The organism is Paratractidigestivibacter sp. (genome assembly GCF_052362415.1).
Lineage (GTDB): Bacteria > Actinomycetota > Coriobacteriia > Coriobacteriales > Atopobiaceae > Paratractidigestivibacter.
The window spans coordinates 16,332-28,092 of record NZ_DAWEMK010000003.1 but is presented as its reverse complement, the minus strand read 5'-3'; the positions used below and the strand labels follow the sequence as shown (position 1 = coordinate 28,092).

At 67.1% G+C, this 11,761-nt stretch carries 11 protein-coding genes, 1 tRNA gene and 1 pseudogene; 11 read left to right on the top strand and 2 right to left on the bottom strand.

Annotated elements, in window-relative coordinates:
• From argH to ACT84W_RS00710, 10 genes and pseudogenes are all read left to right on the top strand, one after another.
• Nucleotides 1–623: argininosuccinate lyase (gene argH / locus ACT84W_RS00755; protein WP_444327885.1), on the top strand; the 623-nt coding region annotated here is incomplete at its 5' end.
• Between the two features lie 173 nt (nt 624–796).
• Entirely contained in the window at nt 797–2,143 is a 1,347-nt protein-coding gene (gene purB, locus ACT84W_RS00750; protein WP_444327884.1) for an adenylosuccinate lyase, read from the top strand.
• Nucleotides 2,144–2,248: 105 nt separating this feature from the next.
• Nucleotides 2,249–2,539 carry a TIGR03905 family TSCPD domain-containing protein gene (locus ACT84W_RS00745; RefSeq protein ID WP_417575260.1) on the top strand — a complete coding sequence of 97 codons (291 nt, stop codon included), beginning with the start codon at nt 2,249–2,251 and terminating at the stop codon, nt 2,537–2,539.
• A 36-nt stretch (nt 2,540–2,575) separates the two neighbouring features.
• A complete protein-coding gene (locus tag ACT84W_RS00740) occupies nt 2,576–3,796 on the top strand; it encodes a Tat pathway signal protein (RefSeq protein WP_444327883.1) in 1,221 nt (406 codons plus the stop codon).
• A 91-nt stretch (nt 3,797–3,887) separates the two neighbouring features.
• Nucleotides 3,888–4,598, top strand: a complete 711-nt coding sequence (locus ACT84W_RS00735) for a response regulator transcription factor (protein WP_417575262.1) — start codon at nt 3,888–3,890, stop codon at nt 4,596–4,598.
• Nucleotides 4,599–4,616: 18 nt separating this feature from the next.
• Nucleotides 4,617–6,167, top strand: coding sequence for a sensor histidine kinase (locus ACT84W_RS00730; protein WP_432290588.1), 1,551 nt, complete (start codon nt 4,617–4,619; stop codon nt 6,165–6,167).
• 91 nt (nt 6,168–6,258) lie between these two features.
• A pseudogene (locus ACT84W_RS00725) lies at nt 6,259–7,153 on the top strand (phosphoribosylaminoimidazolesuccinocarboxamide synthase).
• Entirely contained in the window at nt 7,140–7,829 is a 690-nt protein-coding gene (locus ACT84W_RS00720; protein WP_444327882.1) for an APC family permease, read from the top strand. Before ACT84W_RS00725 ends, ACT84W_RS00720 begins: the two are co-directional and overlap by 14 nt.
• A 40-nt stretch (nt 7,830–7,869) precedes the next feature.
• A tRNA-Arg gene (locus ACT84W_RS00715) sits at nt 7,870–7,945 on the top strand.
• A gap of 186 nt (nt 7,946–8,131) precedes the next feature.
• Nucleotides 8,132–8,926: a DeoR/GlpR family DNA-binding transcription regulator gene (locus tag ACT84W_RS00710; protein ID WP_444327881.1), complete on the top strand. Its 795-nt coding sequence runs from the start codon at nt 8,132–8,134 to the stop codon at nt 8,924–8,926.
• 129 nt (nt 8,927–9,055) lie between these two features.
• On the opposite strand, the gene ACT84W_RS00705 is transcribed toward ACT84W_RS00710, so the two are convergent.
• Both ACT84W_RS00705 and ACT84W_RS00700 read right to left on the bottom strand, forming a co-directional pair.
• Complete coding sequence (locus ACT84W_RS00705) at nt 9,056–9,994, bottom strand: hexose kinase (RefSeq protein WP_444327880.1); 939 nt, start codon at nt 9,992–9,994, stop codon at nt 9,056–9,058.
• 9 nt (nt 9,995–10,003) lie between these two features.
• Nucleotides 10,004–10,855: a class II fructose-bisphosphate aldolase gene (locus ACT84W_RS00700; RefSeq protein ID WP_444327879.1), complete on the bottom strand. Its 852-nt coding sequence runs from the start codon at nt 10,853–10,855 to the stop codon at nt 10,004–10,006.
• Between the two features lie 359 nt (nt 10,856–11,214).
• Between ACT84W_RS00700 and ACT84W_RS00695 the strand changes: the two genes are divergently transcribed.
• The coding region (locus ACT84W_RS00695) for a DeoR/GlpR family DNA-binding transcription regulator (RefSeq protein WP_444327878.1) at nt 11,215–11,761 on the top strand (547 nt) is incomplete at its 3' end.

The window sequence follows — 11,761 nt, the reverse complement described above, 5'->3', positions numbered from 1 at the left end:
GCCGCCTGTGCGAGGAGATCGTGCTGTGGAGCTCCACCGAGTTCGGCTTCATCACGCTCTCCGACAGCTACTCCACCGGCTCCTCGATCATGCCGCAGAAGAAGAACCCCGACTTCGCCGAGCTCACGCGCGGCAAGTGCGGTCGCGTCTACGGCGACCTGATGGCGCTCCTCACCACGATGAAGTCGCTGCCGCTCGCGTACAACAAGGACCTCCAGGAGTGCAAGGAGGGCCCGATGGACGCCGTCAAGACGCTCTCCGACTGCATGGAGATCGCCGCGGGCATGCTCGAGACCATGCAGGTCAACGCCGACGTCATGCTCAAGCAGGCCAAGCTCGGCTTCACCGCCGCGACCGACGTGGCCGACTATCTCGCAAAGAAGGGCATGCCGTTCCGCGACGCGCACCGCGTGGTGGGCGAGCTCGTCCTCTACTGCGAGAAGCACGGCAAGGGCCTGGAGGACCTGACGGCCGACGAGTTCCGCGCCGCGAGCGACCTCTTCGGCGACGACATCGCCGCCGACCTCGACCCCGAGGGCATCGCCAATGCCCGTACAACCTACGGCGGCACCGGCATCGAGGCCGTCAAGCAGCAGCTCGCCGAGGCCAAGGCCGCGCTGTAACCAAAGAACGATTGTCCTAGGCGCGCCCCGGAGCAAGAAGACATTGCTTCGGGGCGCGCCTTCGCGCATGCCAAGTGGCGGTTTTTAAGCTGGTTCACGCACGCCACCAAACAGGCGGCGCGTCGCAGGTAGAATAGCCTTGTATGTCTCGCCAACCATTTGGAGGACCCCGCATGATCGATCGCTACACCCGCCCGGAGATGGGCCACATCTTCTCGCTGGAGAACAAGTACGCCGTCTGGCAGGAGATCGAGATCCTGGCCTGCGAGGCCCACGCCGAGCTGGGCGAGAGCGGAATCACGAAGGAGGAGGCCGCCTGGATCCGCGAGCACGCCGCCTTCAACAAGGAGGAGGTCGACGCCATCGAGGCCGTGACCAACCACGACGTCATCGCCTTCCTGACCAACATGGGCTCCTACATCGACGCCGACGTGCCCGCCGGCCAGCCCAAGCCCTCCCGCTGGGTCCACTACGGCATGACCTCCTCCGACCTCGGCGACACCGCCCTGTGCTACCAGCTCGTCCAGGCCACCGACATCCTCATCGAGGACTGCAAGAAGCTCGGCCAGATCTGCAAGCGCCGCGCCTTCGAGGAGAAGGACACCCTCTGCGTCGGCCGCACCCACGGCATCCACGCCGAGCCCATGACCTTCGGCATGAAGTTCGGAAGCTGGGCTTGGGAGCTCAAGCGCGACCTCGACCGCCTGAAGGACGCCCGCGACAACGTGGCCTTCGGCGCGATCTCCGGCGCGGTGGGCACCTACTCCAGCATCGACCCGCGCGTCGAGGAGTACGTCTGCGAGCACCTGGGCCTCACGCACGACCCTCTTTCCACCCAGGTCATCAGCCGCGACCACCACGCCTACCTCGCCGGCGTCCTGGCCACCACGGCCGCGACCTGCGAGCGCATCGCGACCGAGATCCGCAACCTCCAGCGCACCGACACCCTCGAGGCCGAGGAGCCGTTCCGCAAGGGCCAGAAGGGCAGCTCCGCGATGCCCCACAAGCGCAACCCCATCACGGTCGAGAAGGTCTGCGGCCTCTCGCGCGTGGTCAAGGCCAACGCGCAGGTCGCCTTCGACAACGTGGCCCTGTGGCACGAGCGCGACATCAGCCACAGCTCCGCCGAGCGCGTGGCGCAGGCAGACAGCTTCATCGCCCTCGACCACATGTTCACCTGCCTCATCCGCATCGTCGACGGGCTGATCCTGTACCCGGCCCAGATGATGGCCAACCTCAACAAGACCCGCGGCCTGATCTACTCCTCCAAGGTGCTGCTGCACCTGGTGGACACCGGCATCACCCGCGAGGACGCCTACAAGATCGTGCAGGAGAACGCCATGGCCACGTGGCGAGAGGTGCAGCAGTGCGAGCCCGGCACCACCTTCCGCCAGAAGCTCGAGGCCGACCCCCGCTGCGGCAAGCTGCAGGCGTCCGAGCTCGACGCGATCTTCGACCCGCGCAGCTTCCTCACCCGCGTCGGCGTCGTCTTCGACCGCCTGGAGCAGCTCGAGTTCTAGGGCCGTCGTTATGTGGAGGGCGGCGGAAAACCGCCGTCCCCGGCGACCGTCACCGAATGACGGGCATACTAGCATCGCTGACGAATTAAAGGGGATTCACGCACTATGCAGCACATCGATTTCCGCCCGCGCGGCGTCTGCTCCCAGATGATCCACATCGACCTTTCCGACGACGGCCGCACCATCGAGCATGTGAGCTTCGACGGGGGATGCTCCGGCAACCTCGCCGCCATCTCCAAGCTCGTCGCCGGCCGCCCGACCGAGGAGGTCGCCGAGATCCTCAAGGGCAACACCTGCGGCCCGCGCAAGACCTCCTGCGCCGATCAGTTCTCGACCGCGCTTCTGCAGGCCATGGACGCCATCGCCGCCGGCCAGGCTCCCGCGGCGGCGAACTAGCAGCGCCTCAGGCGCCCTAGGCGGAGGAACACAGACGTGCGCCGACCCAAGCTCACCAGACGAGGTTTCTTCAAGGCGTCCGCCGCGGCGGGCGTCGCGGGCGCTGCCGTGGGCATCCTCGCCGGCTGCTCGCACGACAACAAAGACCAGGTCAGCGACCCCGTGGTCGTCGACTCCGACTCCGCCGTGAGCGTGACTGCCGACGGGTCGCCCTACGAGTACGAGGACAACCACGGCTTCACCCTCGAGGGCACCTGGACCCTGCCGCTCGGCTGCGTCCTGCGCCCCGCGGAGGGCACCTGGGTGCCCGCCACCGTCGCCGGCTCCTCGGCGCTGCCCGCCGTCAAGGGCGGGGCCTTCTCGACGAGCTCGGGCACGCTGTCGGAGGTCGTCTCGGCCCCGAAGGGCGCCGCCGCGACGACCGTGATCTACGACGTCGCCTGCTCGGACTCGGTCTACGCGTGGGTCGAGCTCGACATGTCGTCGCGCTCCTGGCAGCTCTACGCGGCGAAGTTCTCCGACGGCGCGCTCTCCGGAGATCCCCAGAAGCTTTGGGACGCCGACTCCGACTACGACCCGGCGCCCATCGCCTGCACCGGCTCGAAGGTCGTCTGGCAGGTCATGCCCTCGCTCTCGGGAAAAAAGACCTCCGAGTCCTCCGCCTGCTACCTATGGTCCACCGGGGACAAGGACGCCCGCAAGGTCGTCGAGTCTCCCGGCCGCTTCGCCACGCGCCCGACGGTCTCCGCGGGCAACGTGATTCTCTCGCCGCGCGTGCGCGCCGGCGAGGGCACGTTCTATGGGGTTACGGCCTACTCCGCCTCGGACAACATGTCCACCCAGGTGGACCAGCTCGTCCTGCCCGCCGGCGCCAAGCCCTTCCGTGCCACCCGCGTGGGCGATAAGTTCGTCGTCTCCATCGAGGCGAGCTACAGCTCGGGCGGGCTTCTTTCCCAGATGGGCACCTACGTGGGCACGCGCTCGGGCGACTTCATCAAGGTTGATCGCGAGCCGTCCGAGTGCCCTGCCGGCACCGACGGCCTCTACCTCATAAAGAGCCGCTCGTCCTACATGGTGGTGGATTCGAAGAACCAGAAGTACTCGTCGCTGCTCTCCATCGACCGGTCGGTTGACTACGGCGAGTACCCGGCGCGCTGCGGCGACTGCGACCTCTTCGTCACCTTTGCCACCGTCAAGGACGCCGACACCGGCTACCCCGCCAGCGTCACGGTTCGCGCCTTCCGCCTAGGAGTCTGATCGCGCGGTTGCGCGGTGGGGTAAAATATCCACACTTGTGGGATGCGCCCTGCGCCCCGAAAACAAAAAACCGTTCAGCTGGGAGGCCACGATGGCTTCAGACGACAAGAAGATCCTGCTGGTAGAGGACGAGAAAGCGATTCGCGACGCCGTCGCCGCCTACCTGGAGCGCGAGAACTACCTCGTGCGCGGGGTGGGCGACGGCCAAAGCGCGGTCGAGGAGTTCGAGAAGCACTCCTTCGACCTCGTGATCCTCGACCTCATGCTGCCCAAGCTCTCGGGCGAGCGCGTCTGCCGCGCCATCCGCGAGACCTCGAACGTGCCCATCATCATGCTCACCGCAAAGGGCGAGGTCGAGGACCGCATCATCGGCCTGGAGCTGGGCGCCGACGACTACCTGATCAAGCCCTTCAGCCCGCGCGAGCTCGTGGCCCGCGTGCGCGCCCTGCTGCGCCGCGCCCACACCGAGGTCGAGCCGGCGCTCGAGGTCCTCGACTTCGGCGACCTCGTCATCGACATCTCGGGCCACAAGGTCCTCGTCGAGGGCAAAGAGGTCGACCTCACCGCCTCCGAGTTCAAGCTCCTGACCACGCTCGCCCGCTACCCGGGCCGCGTGTACACCCGCATGGAGCTCGTCGAGAAGGTCCTCGGCTACGACTTCGAGGGCTACGAGCGCACCATTGACTCGCACGTCAAGAACCTGCGCGCCAAGCTGGGCGACGACCCGCGCAACCCGCGCTGGCTCTACACCGTCCACGGCGTCGGCTACCGCTTCGAGGCGCCCGAGAAGCCCGAGAAGTAACGAGCGCGGGGAGGCGCCTTGGCTGCCAAGTTCGTCATAGGAAATAACGCGCACGCAGTCGAGGGCTCCAAGCAGCCCTCGACTCGTAACTCGTGGAACACCCTGAAGCCCAAGCCCGCCGGCGGGCAGTCGTTCGCGTCGGGCATGACGCTGGCGTTCGCGCTCATCGCCGTGCTGATGGCGCTGATCTTCGTGGTCGTGCTCGCGGTGGTGTGGGGCGACCAGTTCACGTCCTACACCAGGGCGAACATGCAGTCGATGGCCGACTCGACCGCCGAGTCGCTCACCGAGGCGTACTCGGCGCAGGGCCGCTGGACCTCCGACGTCGTCCAGCGCGCGGCCTCGGCCTCGGCGTTCTCGTCCGACATCGGCGTGCAGGTCATCGATGCGGACGGCGGCGTGCTCTACGACGACACTTGGGCCGCGGGCGGCAGCTCCTCGAAGACGCGCGCCGACGGCACGGTCCAGCCCCAGTCCTCCAAGTCGCTCGCGCCCACCGGCGCCGACTCGGTGGTCACCGCCCCCGTGCGCGACGCCGAGGGCAACACGGTCGGCGAGGTGCGCCTGTGGGCCTTCGGCTCGGACGTCCTGCTGACCAAGTCGGACACCGCCTTCAAGGAGAGCTCCTTCGAGGCCATCGCCATCGCCGCGTCGGTGGGCGTGCTCCTCGCCTGCGTGATCGGCTACTTCACCTCCCGGCGCATGTCCGCCCCCATAAAGAGGATCACCGACACCGCCAAGCAGATCCGCAACGGCGACCTCACCGCGCGTTCCGGCGTCAAGGGTGAGAACGAGGTCGGCCAGCTCGGCGAGACCTTCGACGACATGGCGACCTCGCTCGAGCGCGACATCAAGCTCGAGCACCGGCTCACGGGCGATGTCGCCCACGAGCTGCGCACCCCGCTCATGGCCATGCAGGCCACGGTCGAGGCGATGCAGGACGGCGTGCTGCCCGCCGACGACGAGCACTTCGAGACGGTCGCCTCCGAGGTCAGGCGCTTGTCCAGGCTGGTGGACGCCATGCTCAAGCTGAGCCGCCTGGAGAACAACGCCAACGAGCTCAAGACCGAGCGCACCGACGTGGTCTACCTGCTGCGCAGCCTCGTTTCGAGCCAGCATGCGCTCTTCCACGAGAAGGGCCTCCACCTGCGGTTCATCAACGAGAGCGGCCGCGAGGAGATCATGGCGGACATCGACGCCGACCTCATCCGCGAGGCCGTGGTCAACCTCATGAGCAACGCCATGCGCTACACGGACGCCGACGGCTACGTGAAGGTGTCGGTGAAGACCGAGCGCGGCGACGTGCTCATATCCGTGCAGGACACGGGCATCGGCATCGCCAAGGAGGACATCCCCCAGACCTTCAGCCGCTTCTGGCGCTCCGACGTCAGCCGCGAGCGCGTGAGCGGCGGCCTCGGCGTGGGCCTCTCGCTCACCAAGGAGATCGTCGACAAGCACAACGGCACCATCCTCGTGGAGTCCGAGCTCGGCCGTGGCACCACCTTCACCCTGCGCATCCCGCAGAACCGCGGCCGCCGCAACATCGCCCAGGCCATCCAGGAAGGCTAGCCGCGCGCCTGCCGGCAGCGGTATACTTCTGTGTGTTATGCATCTGGGTGGCGACGCGTCAGAGTCGCCGATTAGGAAACCGAGGTATTCGATGTCCGAGATTCAGAAGCGTCCGGATTCGCACGGCAAGGTGCGCGACATCTACGATTGCGGCGACAGCCTGCTCATGGTCGCCAGCGACCGCATCTCCGCGTATGACTTCATCCTGCCCGACGAGATCCCCCACAAGGGCGAGATCCTCACCCGTATCTCGGCGTTCTGGTTCGAGCGCTTCGCCGACCTCATGCCCAACCACATGATCTCGTGCGACGTCGCCGACTTCCCCGAGGAGTTCCAGCAGTACGGCGACTACCTCGCTGGCCGCTCCATGCTCGTCAAGAAGGCCCAGACCGTGCCCATCGAGTGCATCGTGCGCGGCTACCTCACCGGCTCCGGAAAGAAGACCTACGACGCCGACGGCACCGTCTGCGGCATCAAGCTCCCCGAGGGCCTGACCGAGGCCTCCAAGCTCCCGCAGCCCATCTTTACCCCGTCGACCAAGGCCGAGCTCGGCGATCACGACGAGAACATCTCGTTCCAGCGCTGCTGCGAGATCGTGGGCGACGAGGTCGCGCTCCAGCTGCGCTCCGCCTCGCTGGCCATCTACAAGGCCGCGGCCGAGTACGCCGCCACGCGCGGCATCATCATCGCCGACACGAAGTTCGAGTTCGGCTTCATCGACGGCAAACTGACCCTCATCGACGAGTGCCTGACCCCCGACTCCAGCCGCTTCTGGCCGGTCGAGGGCTACGCAGAGGGCCAGGTCCAGCCCAGCTACGACAAACAATACGTCCGCGATTGGCTGCGCGCCAACTGGGACATGCAGGGCGAGCCGCCCCGCATCCCGGCGGACGTGATCGAGGGCACCTCCAAGCGCTATCAGGAGGCGTTCCAGATCATCACCGGTACCGAGTTTGAGCCCAAAGGAGTCTAATGTCCCTGCGTGACACCATCGAAGGCGCCCGCGACGAGGCCAAGGTCACGGTCGACACCATGACCAAGAAGTCCAAGGACGCGGCCGAGAAGCCGACGGCCAGCGACGAGGACCGTGCGCCCGCTGCCTACGACCCGTTCAAGTCCGGCAAGGCCTCGGCCGCCGGCGCCAGGCCCGCGCGCGAGGCCGCGTCGTCCGTGCGCGTGGAGGGCGAGCGCTCGAAGAAGAGCCCGGCCCTCATGACCAAGGAAGAAAAGAAGGCCGCCAAGGCCGAGGAGCGCCGTCTCGAGGACGCCCGTAACCAGGCGTACGACTACATCCTCAAGAGCGACGACGCCTACAAGAAGACCGACAAGACCTGGTGGATCCTGCTGGGCGTCGGCTTTGGCATGACGGTGATCTCGCTTCTGCTCGCGTACGTCTTCCCGACGGAGTCCAAGGAGTACACGACTGCCCAGGGCATCGCCGCGATCGTCACGCTGGTGCTCGCGTACGGCTTCATCATCGCCGCGTTCATCTATGACTTCCGCAAGCGCCGCCCGTTCCGCAAGGCCGCCGAGAGGCGCCTGCAGAGCATGAACGACAAGCGCGTTGCCGACTACATCGCTTCCGAGGACGAGAAGGCCGCCCGCGCAGCCGCCAAGGCGGAGGCGCAGAAGGCCGAGGGCAAGGCCGTGAAGGGCAAGTAACCCGCGCCGTCGCGCTTATCGTGCTAGAATCGTCTTCCATGCCTTCGTAGCTCAGGGGATAGAGCACCGCTCTCCTAAAGCGGGTGTCGGCCGTTCGAATCGGCCCGGGGGCACCATGATCGTACGCAGGCCAGCCGCTTCATGCGACTGGCCTGCTTTTTTGTAAATATCCCTCGGCGTTGATTTCGCACGCCGCTTGCCGAAGCGAAGGCAAACGCAAGGAACCGAAAGGCCACAATACAAAGAGACGCGCCGCGCGCCGGAGCAGTCGAAACAAGCCTAAAAAGGGGAGACGAGCGAGCATGGCCCAGGAACGCCCCGCGAAGATGCTCGCCGCCGAGCGCCGTCGCCGCATCGTCGAGATGCTGCAGTCGAGCTCGCCGATCCTCATCTCGGACATGGCCCGCGAGCTCGGGGTCTCGACCGTCACGGTGCGCGGGGACTTCGATGCCCTCGCCGCCCGGGGGCTCCTCCGCCGCGTCCACGGCGGCGCGGTGATCGTCTCTGACTACGCGTTCATCAGCACAAACGAGCGCTCCCGCGGCCATGTGCGCGAGAAGCGCGCCATCGCCTCCGAAGCCGCGGGGCTCGTGTCCGACCACGAGACGATCCTCGTGGGCAGCGGCTCCACCACGTTCGAGCTCGTCCGCGCCCTGGCGTCTCGCCCCGAGAGCTCCGACATCACCGTCGTCACCAACGACTGGGCCATCCTCGACCGCGGCAGCAAGGAGTTCGGCAACCTCAGGCTCGCGGGCACGGGCGGCACGCTCTCGCGCGAGCACGGGTTCTTCTACGGGCACCTGCTCGCCTCGAGCCTCTCGGACATCCTCTTCGACAAGGTGTTCATCGGCGCAGACGGCTACGACCCCGGGTTCGGATTTCTGACCGACCTGGCCGCGGTCAGCGAGGCAAAGAAGGTCTTCCTCGCCCATGCGCGCACCAAGGTCGTCCTCATGGACTCGTCGAAGATCTGCGACGGCCGCTCGTACACGCGCTTCGCGAAGCCGGGCGACGTCGACATGGTCTTCATCGACCGCGACCCCGGCGGAGCCATCGCCGAGTCCACACCCGCGCGCGTGGTCGAGTGCTGTGTGTAGGGCGTGGCCGGCGGTCGAGGCGTAACCTTGCGATAAAAGCCCTGATAAACGGCGCAATAAAAAAGCGGGCACCCATCTCCGGTTTTACTGGCGATGGGCGCCCGCCCGCTTTATGCGGTGAGCAAAGGACTAGAGCTCCGTGACCTCGACGGCCCCGTAGATGTCGTCCCAGCGCTTCATGGGGAGGTGTCCCGTGGCGGGATCCATGGCGTTCAAGGTGCCGCAGGCGTTTCCGAGACGCAGGACCTCGGCAGGCTCGGCGCCGGCGGCGATGCCGTGGGCGAAGCCGGCGACCGTGGAGTCGCCCGAGCCGGTCGCGTTCATGCACTCGATGCGCGGCGCGCGGGCGCGCCAGGCGCGGCCGCCGCTGAAGGCGACGGAGCCGGCGGCGCCCATCGAGACGACGACCCACTCGACGCCGCGGAAGCGCTCGTCTCCCTCGACGGCGGCGCGGACCTCGCCGAGGTCGCCGGCGGACAGCTCGCGGCCGAGGAGCGCCCCGAGCTCGCTGAGGTTGGGCTTCACGAGGTAGGGTTTGCGCTTTGCGCCGAGCGCGGCCTCGAGGGAGGCCCCCGAGGTGTCCAGGAGAACCTTCGCGCCCGCGCCCGCGGCGATGCCCGTGAGCATGGCGTAGTATCCCGCGTCGACCCCGCGCGGCAGGCTACCCGACATCGTGACGACGTCGGCACGGGCGGCGAGCTCGCGGAACTTGGCCTCGAAGCCGGCGAGCTCGTCGGCGCCCACCTCGGGCCCCGCCTCGAGAAACTCGGTCTGGTTGCCCTCATGGAGGACCGCGATGCAGACGCGGCTCTCGCCGGCGATGCGCGCGAAGTCGTGGGCGACCCCGGCCTCGTCCAGGCGATCGGCGATAAAGTCGCCCATCCGCCCGCCGAGGAGGCCCGTGGCGAGCACGTCGTCGCCGAGCTGCCCGAGCACGCGCGAGACGTTGAGCCCCTTACCGCCGGCGGTCTTGATGGGCTCGACGCGGTTCACGTCGTCGACCTTGAGCGGCCCCGCGAGCGGGTAGGCCGTGTCGATCGACGGGTTCATGGTGACGGTGAGGATCATGCCCGGCACCTAGGCCTTGTTGGTGGAGCCGAGGTTGTCCATGTGGGAGGCCACGACGTCGTAGATCTCCTGCATGCCCGGCTTATTGGGCTTCTTGGGATCGAAGCAGTTGGGGTTGTCGGCCATGTAGCCCATGAAGCCGCGGGTGAAGGCCTGGCGCAGCTCGGTGGCGTAGTTCACCTTGCAGATGCCGTTGCGGATGGCCTCGGCGACCTGGTCGTCGGGCACGCCGGAGGTGCCGTGGAGCACCAGCGGGATCTCGAGGCGGGAACGGATCTCCTTGAGGACGCCCTGCTCGATGTGCGGGGTGCCCTTGTAGACGCCGTGCGCGGTGCCGACGCCGACGGCGAGCGAGGTGCAGTTGGTGCGGGCCACGAACTCCTCGGCCTGGTCAGGGTCGGTGTAGGGGTTCTCGCCCTCGACGGCAGGGCCGTCGTCCTCCTTGCCGCCGACCTTGCCGAGCTCGGCCTCGACGGGGATGCCGATGGGGCCGGCGACCTTGGTCACGGAGGCGGTCAGAGCGATGTTGTCCTCGAAGGGGACGTGGGAGCCGTCGATCATGACGGAGGTGTAGCCGGCGTGCATGGCCTGGATGCAGCGGTCGAAGCCGTCGCCGTGGTCGAGGTGGATGGCCACGGGAACCTTGGCGGCGTCGGCGGCGACCTTGCACATGGCGGCGAAGTAGTCGAGGTTGGCGTATTTCACGGTGCCCGGGGTGGTCTGCATGATGACGGGGGACTTCTTGTCCTCGGCGGCCTTGATGACGGCCATGACGAACTCGAGGCTCTCGACGTTGAAGGCGCCGACCGCGTAGTGCCCGGCCTGGGCGTCGAGCAGCATCTCCTTGGTGGTGACGAGCATATGGTTCTCCTTTCGCCTGCCGGGCGTCCCGGCACCGATTGAACGTGGGGTCATTGTATTGCCCTTCGCGCAGGTCAGATGCGGGGAAGCTTGCCCGTGGGCGCGGTCTTCGGCGGGCGAGGCGAAAGCAAACGCAGAAGGCGCGCGCCGCCTCGGTCGCCTCCGGGGAGGAAAACCGCCGCCGCCAAATATTCCCGTTGCCATACGAAAGAAAAAGAAATGTGCTAACTTGCTTCTAACGCAAGTAAAGGAAAACACATCCCCTCCACAATCGGTTCGACGAGAGGCCCTGTATGCCACAGATGTCGTCAGAGGAACGCCGCGTAGCCATTCTCTCCATGCTGGAAAGAGATGCTTCCGTGCAGGTGGGGCAGCTCGCCGAGGCCTTCGGCGTCTCGCGCGTGACGGCGCGCGCCGACCTCGATGCCCTGGAGCGCGACGGCAAGCTGAGGCGCACCCGCGGCGGGGCGACCTCGCTCTCGCGGACCCTCACGGTGTCGGTGCAGGACAAGCGCGTCAACGTGAACGTTGAGGCCAAGCGCGCCATCGCCCGCCGCGCGGCGGTGCTCGTGGCGGACGGCGACTCTATATTGGTGGACTCGGGGACGACGTCGCTCGAGTTCGTGCGCGCGCTCGCGGGGAGAGCGTCCGTCACGGTGGTCACGGACGACTTCACCGTCGCCGACTTCGTGGACCGTTCGATGCCCGCGCTCGACGTGATCATGCTCGGCGGGACCCTGCGAAAGGGCCACCGCTACACCGACGGGCCCATCGCCCTGCGCTCGCTCGAGCTGCTGCGCCCGGACAAGGCGTTCGTCACGCCGACCGCCTACGCCCCGGGCCGGGGCCTCATGACCAACAACCAAGAGATGGCAGAGCTCAAGCGGGCCTTCCTCGGCTGTGCGC